The following is a 16,886-nucleotide window of genomic DNA, read 5'->3' as shown; positions in this document are numbered from 1 at the left end:
TTTTATAAGTAGGTTATCGGCTTTTTTGAGTTTTTACGAGATGATGAGAAAGGTTTATAGTAGTGCTGGAGGTGATTGTTGATGCTAGCGGGGAAACAGTTGCTATTAGAAGAACTTTCTTCAGATTTACAGAGGGAATTAAACGATTTGAAAAAGAGGGGAGAGATCGTATGTGTACAAGGTGTAAAAAAGAAGAATTCTAAATATATGTGCCAACGCTGCGGAAATGTAGATCGGCGGCTATTTGCGTCGTTTTTATGTAAAAGGTGCAGTAAAGTGTGCGCATATTGCCGGAAGTGTATAACGATGGGGAGGGTAAGTGAATGTGCTGTACTTGTTCGCGGGATTGCTGAAAGAAAGAGAGAAAAGAATTTAAACTTGTTACAGTGGAACGGTACGTTGTCTACTGGCCAGAATTTGGCGGCGCAAGGAGTTATAGAGGCTATTAGGCAAAAAGAATCATTTTTTATTTGGGCTGTATGCGGGGCTGGGAAAACAGAGATGTTGTTTTACGGAATTAACGAAGCACTTCAAAAAGGAGAAAGAGTTTGTATCGCAACGCCGAGAACGGATGTTGTTCTGGAATTAGCACCGAGATTGCAAGAAGTATTTCCATATATAAAGGTAGCGGCTTTATATGGAGAGAGTGTGGATAAAGAAAAAGATGCAGTACTAGTCGTTGCGACTACGCATCAATTATTACGTTATTATAGGGCGTTTCATGTCATGGTTGTAGATGAGATAGATGCGTTTCCATATTGTGCAGATCAAATGTTACAGTACGCGGTAAAACAAGCGATGAAAGAAAAAGCGGCGCGTATTTATTTAACTGCGACTCCAGATGAAACGTGGAAGCGAAAACTTAAACAAGGTAAACAAAAAGGTGTTATTGTTTCTGGACGATATCATCGTCATCCTTTGCCAGTTCCTTTATTTTGTTGGTGCGGGAATTGGAAAAAAAACCTCATTCATAAAAGAATTCCTCGAGTTTTACTACAGTGGTTACAAACATACTTAAATAAAAAATTCCCTATTTTTTTATTCGTCCCCCATGTGCGATATATAGAAGAAATAAGCTTGTTGTTAAAACCATTAAACAATCGAATTGAAGGTGTACATGCAGAAGATCCAGGGAGAAAAGAAAAAGTAGCGGCTTTCAGAAAGGGAGAAATCCCATTATTAGTTACAACGACAATTTTAGAGCGAGGCGTAACGGTGAAAAATTTGCAAGTTGCAGTTTTAGGGGCGGAAGAAGAAATATTTTCAGAAAGTGCGCTCGTACAAATTGCGGGCCGAGCAGGGCGGAGCTTTGAAGCACCGTATGGAGAGGTCATTTATTTTCACTATGGCAAGACAGAGGCGATGGTGCGCGCGAAAAAACATATTCAAGGTATGAATAAAAATGCGAAAGAACAAGGATTGATCGATTAATGCATTGTTTACTTTGTGATGAGTGTTTTGTAGAAAAGATTAGTTGGTACACTTTTTTTGTAAAGTGTCATAGAAAATATATATGTGATAGATGTGAGCAGAAACTTTCCTATATTATAGGAGAAATTTGCATGGAATGCGGGCGACCTTTAGAATTTGTTCCTGCCTCATTTCAAGAAGACGGTATTTGTATAGATTGTATAAGGTGGACGAAAGAGGAGAAGTATCGTTCTTTTAAAAACCGTTCGTTATATATGTATGATGATGAGATGAAAGAAATAGTAGCACAGTTTAAGTTTCGGGGGGATGCGGAGTTAGTGCACATTTTTTATCGTCCTTTTCGAAGTTTATTTCAAAAGTATTTTGCCAATGTTTCAACCGTTATCGCTGTTCCGCTTAGTAAGGAAAGGGAAATTGAACGTGGTTTTAATCAAGCTGAGTTATTAGCAACTTGTTTGCCTGTCAAAATTTCTTATCCATCATTAAGAAGAAGGGAAACAGAAAAGCAAAGTAAGAAGACACGTAAAGAAAGGGTGTCAGGAAGCAATCCTTTTTATTTTCAGGGAGAAGAGATGTTTTCTGAGCAACATATTTTACTCGTTGATGACGTGTATACGACAGGGATTACAGTTAGGCAAATCGGAAGTTTGTTATATGAAAGAGGGGCAAGAGAAGTATCTAGTTTGACACTTTGTAGAAGTTAATATGGCAGTGTCGAAAGGGATAATAAAAAGGCGATAAGTCTTCTTTGACTTCATATGTTGTCATTCGTTATAGTCAAAATATGGGGCGAATGCCCTGATTTTTAGAGTGAAGGGAATGGAATGAACATGCAAGGAAGAGTGAAATGGTTCAATGCAGAAAAGGGATTTGGGTTTATTGAGCGTGAAGATGGTGACGATGTATTTGTCCATTTTTCTGCTATTCAACAAGATGGATATAAGTCATTAGAAGAAGGGCAACAAGTAGAGTTTGACATTGTAGATGGAGCACGTGGACCACAAGCAGCTAATGTTGTGAAACTGTAGGGTATATTGTTTTTGGAAGAGAAAGCTGCGTTTGTGGCAACGTTATATATATGTAGTAGAACCTCTTGTTTTTCGCAAGGGGTTTTTGTTATAGGGTAAGTTGTCAAAAAGTTGTTTCTTTTCTGTAACGAATTGTCCACAGAAACATTCGTTATTCACGATGTTAATAGGATAAAATAAAGATAGAAACGATGCATCTTTTCATTTCAACAAAAAACGATAAAAAAATTGCAATTCCACTAATTTTTTTAAAAAAGTTAGAAGGAGTTTTTAAGCCAATGTCGAAATTATAATACATAGGCTTGAAAGGAGGAATTCATCTATGAAATTCAACATTCGTGGTGAAAATATTGAAGTAACTCCAGCATTAAAGGAATATGTAGAGAAAAAACTAAGTAAGTTAGAGCGTTATTTTGATACATTCCCAGAGATTAAAGTTAATTTAAAAGTATACTCTGACAAGCAACGTGTCGAGGTAACAATACCATTTACTGATTTATTACTTCGTGCAGAAGAAACTAATAGCGATATGTACGCTGCTATCGATTTAGTAGTTGATAAAATTGAGCGACAAATTCGTAAACATAAAACAAAAGTAAATCGTAAGTTACGTGAGAAAGGTTCTATGAAAACGAACTTTATCCTTCCAGAAGCAGTAGCTGTTTTGGATGAGGTAGAAGAAGATGAATTAGAACTTGTACGTACAAAACGATTCGATTTAAAACCGATGGACGTTGAAGAGGCAATCCTACAAATGGATATGCTAGGACATAATTTCTTCGTCTTCACAAATGCTGATACAAACGAAACTAATGTTGTATATGGCCGTAAAGATGGGAAATACGGTTTAATCGAAACTAAATAATAATTCGAAAGCGCAGCCGAAATGGCTGCGCTTTTTTTGTATTTTTCGCAGCAAGGTTAAAAAAGTTTTATAAGTAGCCGATTTCATTAAGAAGTGATTTTTAGGCGGTATTTCCTCAAAACAGCAGGAGAAAATTCGAAACTTAGAGAGGTGAGTTACTCTTTATTATTTGGAACAGGCATAGGAATGTAGCTACCTTTACAAGTAATTCTTTGCTAGGGATATAGTATTGTTTTTAAAAATTTAACGAAATGTTCGCAAGTGTAAAAGTAATATTAAATATTCTGAAATCCATTGAAGGTGTGTTGAGGTGTTGTTACCATAATATTGTATTATATTGATTTTGTTCCTTCAGTCGAAAAATACAATCAATATAATGCTACAAATTATCGGAGGTGCTTTTAGTGGGCATTAAGAAAAAAAGTCGTTTTATGTTTGGATCTGTTTTATCGTTAGGTATTTTAGCTAGTACTTTCGCTTTAACCGAACCGGCTAAGGCTAGTACAAGGGATGACCATGTGAATTTTACCTTTAGACTTTGGAGTCCATATGATTATACTAATGCACGTCCTAAAGAGACGCCTACCTCTATGTATATGCGTGTGAAGAGCAGTGAGAAGGGCGGAGGTTCTTTCAATGTTTGGACAGAAGCAGATAAAAATAAAAATGCAGAAGATAGAAAATGGGTAAATGTTTCAGGTAAGCATGAAGGAACAGTGATACCAGGTAGAACATATCTTTTTCAAAATTATGCATATGAAAACCATGGGAAAAATGTGCCTGTGAGATTTGGTGGTTATTCTAGAGAAAATAATGCTTATCCTACTGCTTGGAGTCCTGATAGTGTAAGACCTAGTGGACCTTACATTGAATATTGATTTAGAAATTATAAATTGAAATTATTTATTTTATAGTGCTAGAAAAAGTGGTATAGTTTCAAATCCGGATTATACGACTTTTCCTGCTATTTCATTTTTAAAATAGGAGGAGCTGTAATGAGGTTTATTTCAAAATATATTTTAGTTTGTTTTTTTATATTGAGTATTAGTTTCTTAGTTTCTTGTCAAAAGAAAGTAGATGAACCTATTGTACATATTGAAGATACTTTAACGGAAAAAGATAATTTGAAAAGTATTGAATTAAAAGGGATTAACAAAAATACTATTTTTGAACAAGTGTTTTTGGAAAGTGAAAATGGTGATGATTTCTTTCAAGGACAAATAGAAAAAAATGATAGTTTAATAGAGGATAAGCTTTCAAATAAAAAATTGAAATTAGGAGTTATACCAGAAAATTATTATGTTTTTTTGACGGGTGTTACGAATAAGAAAAAACCAACGTATCTCTTGGGACGGATTGAACAAACTGATGGAGAAGTAATTCAGTGGAAACAAGAAGTTAAGAGTGTAAAAAGAAAAGGCGCAAATGATGTTTATCAGTATGAAGTTGAGTTTCCTAAATTTGAAGGAGAGAGAGCAAATGTTTCTTTTCGTTACATTTGGTTAAATAAAGAAAAGAAATGTTATGGTGTTGCGGATCAATTGTTCATATTAAAAAAGATTTAAATTTAATGGTTTATGGAGGAGCTATAGATGAGTTACTTTTTAGGAAGGATTTTAAAAGGTAGGATGTTTTGGTTGTCTTTATTTATTATGTTAGTAATTGTTATTGCTCAATATATTGCTATGTTTGTGACAACTAAAGGATTTAACGATGCTGGGATTATAAAGGTATCCCCATATTTATCTAATATTTTATATTTTAATAGATTATCGTTTTATAGTGAGTTTTATTTACTTATATTTCCTATGCTTTCCGCAATGGCTGTAGCAGGGATTTATAGAATTGATAAAAATTATGGATTTATTTATCCTGTTATTTCTAAGATGGGAACATGTTATTATTTTAAGCTGCTTTATTTTATTAATTTTATTGTATCTTTTTTTATTATAAGTGTCCCTTTACTATTTAATTTTTATTTATATGTGATGACTTATCCAACAGTTGCTCCGCATCCAATATTAAATTATATGGCTTCTACTGTTTCGCCAACAGCTCAATTTCATATAGTTTATTATAAGTACCCTACTTTATATTTTCTAATGTATCTATTTTTAAATGGTTTATACGGTGCGGTTTTTTCGAGTTTAGCTTTATCAGTTTCGTTTTTTATAAAACGAGTTTATTTTATTTATTTAGTTCCATTTATTTTACATATTTTTTGGCTTGGTATTGGAAAAGGGATTCTCAATCCTAAAGATTATTTAATTAAAGATTTTGGCTTTTTTGAATTACAAATTTTTCTTAGTGTACTGTTATGTATTTGCTTTTGTTCTGTAGTTCTTTATTTACGGGGGAGTAGGAAGCATGTTCTTTTATAATGTTATGAAAGAAACTATAAGGATGAAATATGTTTGGTTAAGTATTCTTTTTGTACTTAATGTTAGTATCATTGGTTGCTTGTTCAATTATTTTGAACCCGGAATTGTAAAAGAGAAAATGAACGAATTGGAAGCTTTGTATAAGGTTATGTCGTTGTATAATTTGTCCACTATATTTATTCCTTTAACAATTGTTTTTTCTGTATATTCTATGTCGAACTTTTTTAGTATTTATGTTGTTTACAGAGTGAATAATGCATTGAAATTAGTTTCTATATATTATTTAAAATTATTCGTTTTTGTTTACTTTTTTGCTGGGAGTATGATTTTACAGTTGTTTTTGATGTCAACTATGATGGCTGTAACTAGTGTTGATGTAAATTATCCATTATTATTTTGCATTCAATTATTTGCGAGTGTTTTTATATGTATGATAAGTGCTTTATTGCAATTATTTTTACCTAGTTTACTTGTAATAATATGTATGATTACTGCTGTTTTATTAGATAGATTTATATTACATGGATTTTTATTTACAAATGCTTTTTATATAAATGTCTTTGAAGATGCTACTGGTTTATTTATACGCTTATTTGGCTGTTTTTTTATCTTTTTTATAAGTGTATGGATTTTATCTAAAAAAAGTTATATTTCTATGAATGATGAGACAGAGGTGGTCTAGTTTACATTATGATCTTATATTATTTGTTAAAAAGAGATTTATATGTAAGGTTTCGAGATTCCATCAAGATAATGGTTTTTTTATTCTTAATTTACGCTATTATTGCAATTGCCTTTTTATACAATCAGCCTCTTAGTAATGGTAAAGAATCTGTATTAGTAGATGTTACCTTTTATCGATTTTTTCATGGAGTAGATTTTGTGGATTTATCTTATTTTTATAAGGAGGGGCGATTTTCTATCCCTTTTTATTGGATATTCTTTCAAATCACTCCTTTGTTGCTTGTAGGGAATTTTGCTTTTTCAGATATTCAACAGAATGGTGTTTATTTATTTCCTCGTGTTAAGAAGAAGCATTTTCTGTGGTTAACGAAAATATTATCTTTGTTTTTTTATATAATTATTATTTGGATTGGTATGTATTTTATTTGGTTTAGCGCTTACTATTTGCTTTCTTTAGGCGAGTATAATTTTTTAAATTTATATAGTCAATTTCCTTATAAGATATTAGGTACTATGCTAATTCAAATAATTATAAGCTTTTTATTAGCTTTGATTTTTGAGTTTTTAACTTTTTATATACCGATAACTATTGTTTTTGTACTAATGTTGTTGTACCTATTTTTGTCTATTTTCTTTCATAGTATTTATTTTTTAGGCTCTTTTGTTATGCCAAATCGTTGGTATTTTGTTGATCACAGTTCAATTCAATTGACTTTAGGTAATAATCAATCTATTCAATATAATGATTTACTTTTAATAGGAGTAGTAATTGTTGTTGTAATGATTTTATTAGGTAGTTTTTGTTTTAAAAAACTAGATGTGATAGGTGAATAATTTATGGACAATTATATTAAATGTGAATGTATGACGAAAAGATTAAAAGGAAATATTGTGTTAGATAATATTAGTTTGTCAGTAAAAAAAGGCGAATTTTTAGTTTTGAAGGGGCATAATGGCTCTGGTAAAACGATGATTTTACGCGCTATATCAGGGTTAATGCGCTTGAATTCTGGAGTTGTTTATATAGATAATGAAATAATTGGAAAACAAAAGCAATTTCCTGATTCTATGGGAATATTGATTGAATATCCAAGTTTTATTCCAGGGTATACTGGTTTTCAGAATTTGAAATTTTTATCATCGATTAACAATAAAATCTCCGATGAGGAGATTTATAATATTATTCAAAGGGTTGGACTTGATAAAACAGATAAGAGAAAGTATAAAAGATACTCTTTAGGTATGAAACAACGTTTAGGGATAGCGCAAGCTTTAATGGAACAACCAAAATTACTGTTATTAGACGAGCCAACTAATGCTTTAGATAGTGATGGGATAAAAGGTGTTTTAGATATTTTGAAAGTAGAAAAAGCCAAGGGAACGACTATTGTTGTAGCCAGTCATGATGTGCATGTTCTAGATAATGAAATGGTAGATCGTATTGTACATGTTAATAATGGAAAGTTGGTAGATTAAGAGTGACGAGAAAACATATCTTAATAAGTATTGGATTGTGTCTGTTGCTATGTATATTTGCTAGTTTATTAAGATTTAAAACATTAAATCTTAATAATGAATCTTATAAAGTGGTAAAAGATGAGTTTTTATCTAATAGAACTTTTGAAGATGGGCAAGGAGTTACGTTTCATGCACTCAATCCTCTTGATCCTACAAAAGTTTATGATCCCTATGAAGACCGTGAAGTAGTGACGTATGTTTTACCTTTAGATATTACAAATACAACAAATCGAGATATTAACTTGCTTAGTAATAAGTCTATTTCCGATACAATGTTTTATTCTAAAATAGGTGAGTTTTATAATTTAATCCCTTATTCAATGGAATTACCTAAAAAATATCAGTTTGATCCTGTAATACCTGCTGGTAAAACAGTACGAGGGTATATAGGGGCAAATTATTTTATAGGAGATGACCCTTATAAAAATTATAAAAACTTTTCAAATGAATCAACTAAAGTGAAATTCATTTCTTGTATAAAGGATAAGAAAGGGAAATATCATGAATTAGAAATACCGATAAATTAATAAAATTTATGATTGATACAGCTATATTTTAATGGTGTTTGTAGATCTTGCAACATAACAATATCTTTTAAAGTCGGAGTTTTTTTGTAGGTGTAAGTATCTATGGATGCTGCACCTGCAAAGTTTCCGGCTTTTTGTAATTGTCGATTTAGATTTTATTAAGGAATTTCTGGTAGTCATATTCTTTAAAAGGAAACTTGAAAGAATATGACTTAGATTTAATACGAAATTTGTAACGTGAAATTGAAATAGCGAGACAGAGAAAAGGAACGTAACAAATGAAATAAAAACTTTTTTTGAATATAAGGCCCGACATCTTGCCGATTGTTGTCATAGTTATAAGACAAGTGTTACAATTATCATTAGGTATATACATTTTAGTTTTTTTAATTAGGAGAAAAATTGGCATAACATACATTTGATTTTTATAACGACTGATTGTAATAGAGAAAAAGAAAAACAATCGGAAGTTTTATTTTAATAAAAAGAGGAGCGTATTTCCTATGATCGGTATTTTAAAAAAGGTGTTTGATGTAAATCAACGCCAAATTAAACGTATGCAAAAGACAGTTGAGCAAATTGATGCATTAGAGTCATCTATTAAGCCACTAACTGATGAACAATTAAAAGGAAAGACGCTTGAATTTAAAGAACGTCTAACAAAAGGTGAAACAGTAGATGATCTACTACCTGAAGCTTTCGCGGTTGTTCGCGAAGCGGCAACTCGTGTTCTTGGAATGCGTCCATATGGCGTACAGTTAATGGGTGGTATTGCCTTACATGAAGGGAATATTTCTGAGATGAAAACGGGTGAAGGTAAAACGTTAACATCTACATTACCTGTATATTTAAATGCTTTAACAGGAAAAGGTGTTCATGTTGTTACAGTCAATGAATATTTAGCACAACGTGATGCGAGCGAAATGGGACAACTTCATGAGTTCCTTGGCTTAACGGTAGGAATTAACTTAAATAGTATGTCACGCGAAGAGAAACAAGAGGCTTATGCTGCTGATATTACGTATAGCACAAATAATGAGCTTGGATTCGATTACTTACGTGATAACATGGTTTTATATAAAGAGCAGTGCGTTCAACGTCCACTTCACTTTGCTATTATCGATGAAGTCGATTCTATTTTAGTCGATGAAGCACGTACGCCGCTTATTATTTCAGGACAAGCTCAAAAATCAACAGAGCTATACATGTTTGCAAATGCATTTGTTCGTACGTTAGAAAATGAAAAAGATTATTCATTTGATGTGAAAACGAAAAATGTAATGCTAACAGAAGATGGTATTACGAAAGCGGAGAAAGCTTTCCATATTGAAAACTTATTCGATTTAAAACATGTAGCACTTCTTCACCATATTAATCAGGGACTTCGTGCACACGTTGTTATGCACCGTGATACAGATTATGTTGTACAAGAAGGCGAAATCGTAATTGTAGACCAATTCACTGGTCGTCTTATGAAAGGTCGTCGTTATAGCGAAGGATTACACCAAGCGATTGAAGCAAAAGAAGGTGTAGAAATTCAAAATGAAAGCATGACGCTTGCAACAATTACATTCCAGAACTACTTCCGTATGTATGAAAAATTATCTGGTATGACTGGTACAGCGAAAACAGAGGAAGAGGAATTCCGTAACATTTACAATATGAACGTTATTGTAATTCCGACAAACAAACCGATTATTCGTGATGATCGTGCCGATTTAATCTTTAAATCAATGGAAGGTAAGTTCAATGCTGTTGTTGAGGATATTGTAAATCGTCATAAACAAGGGCAACCTGTTCTTGTAGGTACAGTTGCAATTGAAACTTCAGAGCTTATTTCAAAAATGTTAACGCGTAAAGGTGTACGTCATAACATCTTAAATGCGAAAAACCATGCTCGTGAAGCAGATATCATTGCAGAGGCTGGTATGAAAGGTGCTGTAACAATCGCGACGAACATGGCAGGTCGTGGTACAGATATTAAGCTTGGGGACGATGTGAAAAACGTTGGTTTAGCAGTTATCGGTACAGAGCGTCACGAAAGTCGTCGTATTGATAATCAGTTACGTGGTCGTGCTGGTCGTCAAGGGGACCCTGGTGTTACGCAGTTCTACTTATCGATGGAAGATGAATTAATGCGCCGATTTGGTTCAGATAATATGAAAGCAATGATGGACCGCCTTGGTATGGATGATTCTCAGCCGATTGAAAGTAAAATGGTTTCTCGTGCGGTAGAATCTGCACAAAAACGTGTTGAAGGAAATAACTATGATGCACGTAAGCAGTTACTGCAATATGATGATGTACTTCGTCAACAACGTGAAGTTATTTACAAACAGCGTCAAGAGGTAATGGAGTCTGACAACTTACGCGGCATTATTGAAGGTATGATGAAATCTACAGTAGAACGTGCTGTTGCCCTTCATACGCAAGAGGAAATTGAAGAAGATTGGAACATTAAAGGTCTTGTTGACTACTTAAATACAAACCTTCTTCAAGACGGAGATGTAAAAGAAGAAGAATTACGTCGCCTTGCTCCTGAGGAAATGAGCGAACCGATTATCGCGAAATTAATAGAGCGATACAATGAAAAAGAAAAGCTTATGCCAGAAGAGCAAATGCGTGAGTTTGAGAAGGTTGTTGTATTCCGCGTTGTAGATACGAAATGGACAGAGCATATTGATGCAATGGATCACCTTCGTGAAGGTATTCATTTACGTGCTTACGGTCAAATCGATCCACTTCGTGAGTACCAAATGGAAGGGTTCGCGATGTTCGAGTCAATGGTTGCTTCTATTGAAGAGGAAATTTCTCGTTACATTATGAAAGCTGAAATTGAACAAAACTTAGAACGTCAAGAAGTTGTTCAAGGTGAAGCTGTTCATCCTTCTAGCGATGGCGAAGAAGCAAAGAAAAAGCCAGTTGTAAAAGGTGACCAAGTGGGCCGCAACGATTTATGTAAATGTGGTAGCGGTAAAAAATATAAAAACTGCTGTGGTATCGTTCAGTAATATAGGACGGTAGCTTTGGCTGTTTTGCAAACTTTTATATCAAAAATGTATAATTAAGAAGGATTAAACTCTCTCCGTAATAAGTGGAGAGAGTTTCCCTTGTTTTCATACGAAAGTAACAGCAATTACATAGAGGTGAAGGAAATGGAATTAGTAGAAATTAGACAGGAATTAGAGAAAATGGCTAAGCGATTAGCGGCTTTTAGGGGGTCTCTTTGACCTCCCTACTAAGGAGAAACAAATTGCAGAATTAGAAGAAAAAATGATGGGCGCAGGATTTTGGGATGACCAACAAGGCGCACAAGCTGTAATTAATGAAGCGAATGCGTTAAAAGATATGGTTGGAAAGTTCCGTCAGTTAGATGAGACGTTTGAAAATTTAGAAATCACGCATGAGCTTTTAAAAGAAGAGTATGATGAAGATTTACATGAGGAATTAGAATCAGAAGTAAAAGGCTTAATTCAAGAAATGAATGAGTATGAGCTTCAGTTACTATTAAGTGATCCTTATGATAAAAATAATGCGATTTTAGAATTACATCCAGGTGCAGGTGGAACTGAGTCACAAGACTGGGGTTCTATGTTATTACGTATGTACACACGCTGGGCTGAAAAACGCGGATTCAAAGTAGAAACGGTTGATTATTTACCAGGTGATGAAGCTGGTATTAAGAGTGTAACTTTATTAATTAAAGGTCATAACGCTTACGGTTACTTAAAAGCAGAGAAAGGTGTACATCGTCTTGTACGTATTTCACCATTCGATTCTTCAGGGCGCCGTCATACATCGTTCGTATCTTGTGAAGTTGTACCAGAGTTCAATGATGAAGTTGAAATCGAAGTACGTACAGAAGACTTAAAAATTGATACGTACCGAGCAAGTGGAGCTGGTGGGCAGCACGTAAATACGACAGATTCAGCAGTTCGTATTACACATACACCGACAAATACGGTTGTAACATGTCAGTCGGAGCGTTCTCAAATTAAAAACCGTGAGCATGCGATGAAAATGTTAAAAGCGAAATTATATCAAAAGAAACTAGAAGAGCAACAAGCAGAATTAGATGAAATTCGCGGAGAGCAAAAAGAAATCGGATGGGGTAGCCAAATCCGTTCTTACGTATTCCACCCGTATTCTCTTGTAAAAGACCATCGTACAAATACGGAGGTTGGTAACGTACAAGCTGTTATGGATGGAGAGATTGATCCATTTATTGATGCTTACTTACGTTCTCGTATCTAATAAGCGAAAAAAAGCCAACGAAATTGTTGGCGCATGCTGAGGACAATAGAGGATATAAAGAATTTGATTCTATTTTTATAGATGAAGTAAAGAGGAAGAGAAGTTGGAAACGACAACTTCTCTTTTTGATGGGATTATATGTAGATTACAATGCTGTATATTGTTTTGTAAAAAGTAGAGAATAGTAAAATAGAGCGGTAATAGGGTAAAGATTTATATAGAACTTTTCTAATTTTCCTTTTAAAAAGGATACTTTATAGAAGTTTTTTAAGTTGTTCACAGAATTGAAACAACTTATGAAAGCTTTATTTTATCAAGGTTCTCACTGTATTTTAGAGGAATATGAAATACACCTTAGTTTTTCTATATAAAGATAATGCTTATAATGAAAATGAGTGTGTTAGGAATAAAAAGAATATCAACAATGGGGAGCGATAGAAGTGAAAAAGAAATTGTTGGCTATTGCGCTAGGGACATCGGTTGTTTTTGCTTTAGGAGCATGCGGAAATAAAGAAGAGAGTAAGTCTTCGAAACAGTCTGCAAGCACAGACAGCGCAGAACAAATTTTCCAAAGAAGTTGTGCGGGATGTCACGCAACAGATTTATCAGGGGCAACTGGACCTGATTTAAGAAAAGTAGGCGGTAAGTACGACGCTGCAGATATCGAAGAGATTATTAAAAAAGGCCGTGGTTCAATGTCACCAGGACTTATTCAAGGTGAAGAGGCGAAAAAAGTATCTGAATGGTTAGCTGAACATAAATAAAAAGGTGAAATGGGCGAGTTGATAATATAGTCAGCTCGTTTTCCTTTTTTCTGGTATGTAACATAACTGTAACAAAAATGTATCCAAATTGGAAACCGTTTGATGTTACAATGGGGTTTGTAGAATTTTGCTGAAATATATTACATAGAGTGGTATTGCTTATGAGAAAGCATAAGTAAACTACCTTCAACAAGGATGACTAAATGAAAATGAAGGATGTCTTTTATTTTCAGATGTACAGAAAAGTATTTCGAAAAAAATCATTAAGTATTGGGTGATAAATAATGATAAAAATGACGAATGTTTATAAGGAGTACCCGAATGGTATGAAAGCCATTGCTGGTCTTACAGTTAACATTAAACAAGGTGAATTCGTATACGTAGTTGGACCGAGTGGAGCCGGGAAATCTACATTTATTAAAATGATGTATCGTGAAGAGAAACCATCTACAGGATCTATTAATGTAAATGGACTTACTATCGAAACATTGGCAGAAAGAGACGTTCCGTATTTTCGTCGTCAATTAGGCGTAATTTTCCAAGATTTTAAATTGCTACCTAAATTAACGGTATATGAGAATGTTTCGTTTGCTTTAGAAGTAATTGAAGAAGAACCGGATGCAATTCGTGAGCGTGTAACAGAAGTGCTAGGTCTTGTAGGCCTTGAAGATCGTGCAGACGCACTTCCAAGTGAGCTTTCAGGTGGGGAGCAACAACGTGTGGCTATTGCAAGAGCAATTGTAAATAGACCAAAGGTTGTAATTGCCGATGAGCCAACAGGTAACTTAGATATTGAAACAGCTCTTGATATTATGAATATTTTTACTCGCATTAATGAGCGCGGCACAACAATCGTTATGGCGACGCATAATGCAGATATCGTAAATACAATCCGTCATCGTGTAATCGCGATTGAAGGCGGAAAAATTGTTCGAGATGAGATTGAGGGAGGATACGGATATGAAGGCTAAGACCCTTAGTCGACATTTGCGAGAAGGTGTAAAGAATCTATCACGTAACGGATGGATGACATTTGCTTCTGTTAGTGCAGTAACAGTTACATTATTACTTGTAGGTGTCTTTTTAACAGCGATTATGAATATGAACCATTTTGCGACGAAAGTAGAGCAAGATGTAGAGATTCGTGTACACATTGATCCAGCTGCAAAAGAAGCGGATCAAAAGAAATTAGAAGAAGATATGAGTAAGATTGCAAAAGTAGATTCTATTAAATATTCTTCTAAAGAAGAAGAGTTAAAACGTTTAATTAAAAGCTTAGGTGATAGTGGAAAAACGTTTGAGTTATTTGAACAAGATAACCCACTTAAAAACGTATTCGTTGTAAAAGCAAAAGAACCAACCGATACAGCGACAATCGCGAAGAAGGTTGAAAAAATGCAGTTTGTTAGTAATGTTCAGTACGGAAAAGGACAAGTTGAACGATTATTTGATACTGTAAAAACTGGTCGTAACATTGGGATTGCGTTAATTGCTGGTCTTTTATTCACAGCGATGTTCTTAATCTCTAATACAATTAAAATTACAATTTATGCTCGTAGTACAGAAATTGAAATTATGAAACTTGTTGGTGCAACAAACTGGTTTATTCGTTGGCCATTCTTGCTAGAGGGATTATTCTTAGGAGTATTAGGATCAATTATTCCAATTGGCCTAATTCTAATTACGTATAATTCGTTGCAAGGTGTGTTTAATGAAAAACTTGGCGGAACAATTTTCGAGCTTCTACCATACAGTCCGTTCGTATTCCAATTAGCTGGTTTACTAGTGTTAATCGGTGCTTTAATCGGTATGTGGGGAAGTGTAATGTCAATTCGTCGCTTCTTAAAAGTATAAAAAGTTGCAAACATAATTCGTACAAGCTTATCATATAGTAGAAATAGGTAAAGGCATCACACACTGTGTGATGCCTTTTGCTACACCACCTGTGTGTTTTGGAAAGGGGAATTCCGCATTGAAACGTAGAGTTGCAATTATTGGAATGGTTGTTGCATTTTTAATTGGTGCTGGCGGAATGTTTGCAGGCATGTCTGTATTTGGGGTTAACCCATCAGAAGTAACGCAAACAATTTCGAGTGGGAATGCTAGCACTGCGCAAGGGAATTTGGCAAAAATTAATGAGGCGTATGCACTAATTGATTCACGTTATGTGGAAGACGTGAAAGATGAAAAGTTAGTTGAAGGTGCAATACAAGGTATGTTGTCTACGCTGAAGGACCCTTATTCCACGTATATGGATAAAGAAACAGCCAAACAGTTTAGTGAATCGCTTGATCCCGAATTAGAGGGGATTGGGGCTGAGGTGAACAAGACGGACGGTAAGCTTATTATCGTATCGCCAATTAAAGGTTCACCAGCAGAAAAGATAGGAATTAAACCGAATGACCAAATTTTATCTGTAGATGGAAACAGTGTGAAAGACTTATCACGTGAAGAAGCAGTATTAAAAATTCGTGGTAAAAAGGGAACGACTGTCGCAATTGAAATTAAACGTGCGGGAGTAACTGATCCGATCGTATTTAAAATTAAGCGTGAAAAGATTCCAATCTTTACAGTATTTAGTTCTGTGAAGCAAGAGAGTGGAAAAGATATCGGTTATATGCAAATCACTTCTTTTGCTGAAAATACAGCGAAAGAATTTAAGGATCAGTTAAAAGAGTTAGAGAAGAAAAATATAAAAGGCTTAGTTATTGACGTACGTGGTAATCCTGGTGGCTATTTAAATAGTGTAGAAGATATACTAGGGGAAATTATGACGAATAAAAAGCCGATGCTACAAGTAGAGCAGCGAAATGGTGAGAAGAAGAAATTCTCTACGGAACTGAAAGAGAGAAAACCATATCCAATTTCAGTATTAATTGATAATGGAAGTGCTTCTGCTTCAGAGATTTTAGCGGGTGCGCTAAAAGAAGGAGAAGGATACGATTTAATTGGTGAAAAGACATTTGGTAAAGGTACTGTCCAGCAAGCTGTTCCATTTAAAGACGGCAGCAACATTAAATTAACGATGTTTAAATGGTTAACACCGGATGGGAACTGGATTCATAAAAAAGGAATCGCGCCAACAGTAGAAGTGAAGCAACCAAATTATTATCATGCGACACCAATTCAAATTGAAAAAACACTTTCATACAATTCAAATGATGTACAAGTAAAACATGCTCAAGAAATGCTTAAGAGCTTAGGGTATGTACCAGGTCGTGAAGATGGATACTTTAGTAAAGAGACAGAATCGGCTCTGAAAGCATTCCAAAATGCAAATGAGATGGAAGCGACAGGACAGCTTGATAAAAAGACAGCTGAAGCGATTCAAACTAAAATTATCGAAAAAATTCGTTCTGGAGAAAATGATCTACAATTACAGTCAGCATTAAAATTAATGGCAAAATAAGAAGAAATACAGGCAGTTTGCTGCC

The 16,886-nt window shown here is 34.3% G+C and carries 17 protein-coding genes and 1 pseudogene; 17 read left to right on the top strand and 1 reads right to left on the bottom strand.

Going from position 1 to position 16,886, the window contains the following annotated elements; all coding sequences use genetic code 11:
- Positions 1–81: 81 nt before the first annotated feature.
- The 11 genes from comFA to ES895_RS12920 all read left to right on the top strand — a co-directional run bounded on the left by comFA (position 82) and on the right by ES895_RS12920 (position 8,434).
- On the top strand, positions 82–1,431 hold the full coding sequence (comFA, locus tag ES895_RS12970) for an ATP-dependent helicase ComFA (protein ID WP_135238393.1): 1,350 nt from the start codon (positions 82–84) through the stop codon (positions 1,429–1,431).
- Complete coding sequence (locus ES895_RS12965; RefSeq protein WP_033668092.1) at positions 1,431–2,135, top strand: ComF family protein; 705 nt, start codon at positions 1,431–1,433, stop codon at positions 2,133–2,135. The genes comFA and ES895_RS12965 overlap by 1 nt, the downstream gene beginning before the upstream one ends.
- Before the next feature lie 126 nt (positions 2,136–2,261).
- Positions 2,262–2,459, top strand: a complete 198-nt coding sequence (gene cspC / locus ES895_RS12960) for a cold shock protein CspC (RefSeq protein WP_001990088.1) — start codon at positions 2,262–2,264, stop codon at positions 2,457–2,459.
- 322 nt (positions 2,460–2,781) lie between these two features.
- Positions 2,782–3,324 (top strand): ribosome hibernation-promoting factor, HPF/YfiA family, encoded by a 543-nt coding sequence (hpf, locus tag ES895_RS12955; RefSeq protein WP_000671186.1) that lies wholly within the window; start codon positions 2,782–2,784, stop codon positions 3,322–3,324.
- Positions 3,325–3,728: 404 nt separating this feature from the next.
- Complete coding sequence (locus tag ES895_RS12950; protein WP_000511548.1) at positions 3,729–4,202, top strand: hypothetical protein; 474 nt, start codon at positions 3,729–3,731, stop codon at positions 4,200–4,202.
- 117 nt (positions 4,203–4,319) lie between these two features.
- A complete protein-coding gene (locus tag ES895_RS12945) occupies positions 4,320–4,889 on the top strand; it encodes a hypothetical protein (RefSeq protein ID WP_001211057.1) in 570 nt (189 codons plus the stop codon).
- Between the two features lie 27 nt (positions 4,890–4,916).
- Positions 4,917–5,705: a hypothetical protein gene (locus tag ES895_RS12940; RefSeq protein WP_135238392.1), complete on the top strand. Its 789-nt coding sequence runs from the start codon at positions 4,917–4,919 to the stop codon at positions 5,703–5,705.
- Positions 5,692–6,387, top strand: coding sequence for a hypothetical protein (locus tag ES895_RS12935; RefSeq protein WP_000466510.1), 696 nt, complete (start codon positions 5,692–5,694; stop codon positions 6,385–6,387). The genes ES895_RS12940 and ES895_RS12935 overlap by 14 nt, the downstream gene beginning before the upstream one ends.
- Before the next feature lie 71 nt (positions 6,388–6,458).
- Positions 6,459–7,223: a hypothetical protein gene (locus ES895_RS12930; protein WP_033667451.1), complete on the top strand. Its 765-nt coding sequence runs from the start codon at positions 6,459–6,461 to the stop codon at positions 7,221–7,223.
- A gap of 3 nt (positions 7,224–7,226) precedes the next feature.
- The gene (locus ES895_RS12925; RefSeq protein ID WP_098202799.1) at positions 7,227–7,865 is read left to right on the top strand and encodes an ATP-binding cassette domain-containing protein; all 639 of its coding nucleotides are present in this window, start codon (positions 7,227–7,229) and stop codon (positions 7,863–7,865) included.
- 41 nt (positions 7,866–7,906) lie between these two features.
- Complete coding sequence (locus ES895_RS12920; protein ID WP_135238403.1) at positions 7,907–8,434, top strand: hypothetical protein; 528 nt, start codon at positions 7,907–7,909, stop codon at positions 8,432–8,434.
- Here ES895_RS12920 and ES895_RS30215 read toward each other — a convergent pair.
- Positions 8,431–8,580 (bottom strand): annotated as a pseudogene (locus ES895_RS30215) (tyrosine-type recombinase/integrase); the annotation flags it as partial. The gene ES895_RS12920 and the pseudogene ES895_RS30215 sit on opposite strands and share 4 nt — an antisense overlap.
- Before the next feature lie 357 nt (positions 8,581–8,937).
- On the opposite strand from ES895_RS30215, the gene secA reads away from it, so the two are divergent.
- From secA to ES895_RS12885, 6 genes are all read left to right on the top strand, one after another.
- On the top strand, positions 8,938–11,445 hold the full coding sequence (secA, locus tag ES895_RS12915) for a preprotein translocase subunit SecA (RefSeq protein WP_000579388.1): 2,508 nt from the start codon (positions 8,938–8,940) through the stop codon (positions 11,443–11,445).
- A 144-nt stretch (positions 11,446–11,589) separates the two neighbouring features.
- Positions 11,590–12,688 (top strand): peptide chain release factor 2 gene (gene prfB, locus ES895_RS12910; RefSeq protein ID WP_096001716.1). Its coding sequence is split into 2 segments (ribosomal slippage): positions 11,590–11,661 and positions 11,663–12,688, totalling 1,098 coding nucleotides; the frame shifts between segments, so codons are not numbered across the junction.
- 440 nt (positions 12,689–13,128) lie between these two features.
- Positions 13,129–13,452, top strand: a complete 324-nt coding sequence (cccB, locus tag ES895_RS12905) for a cytochrome c551 (protein WP_135238391.1) — start codon at positions 13,129–13,131, stop codon at positions 13,450–13,452.
- A gap of 284 nt (positions 13,453–13,736) precedes the next feature.
- Entirely contained in the window at positions 13,737–14,423 is a 687-nt protein-coding gene (gene ftsE / locus ES895_RS12895; protein ID WP_000594321.1) for a cell division ATP-binding protein FtsE, read from the top strand.
- The gene (ftsX, locus tag ES895_RS12890; RefSeq protein WP_000645027.1) at positions 14,413–15,306 is read left to right on the top strand and encodes a permease-like cell division protein FtsX; all 894 of its coding nucleotides are present in this window, start codon (positions 14,413–14,415) and stop codon (positions 15,304–15,306) included. The genes ftsE and ftsX overlap by 11 nt, the downstream gene beginning before the upstream one ends.
- Before the next feature lie 118 nt (positions 15,307–15,424).
- A complete protein-coding gene (locus ES895_RS12885) occupies positions 15,425–16,861 on the top strand; it encodes a S41 family peptidase (RefSeq protein WP_000830313.1) in 1,437 nt (478 codons plus the stop codon).
- Positions 16,862–16,886: the final 25 nt, after the last annotated feature.

The organism is Bacillus sp. 007/AIA-02/001, assembly GCF_004634455.1.
GTDB lineage: Bacteria > Bacillota > Bacilli > Bacillales > Bacillaceae_G > Bacillus_A > Bacillus_A cereus.
Note: the sequence above shows the minus strand (reverse complement) of the source record. Positions and strands in the feature narration are given on the sequence as shown.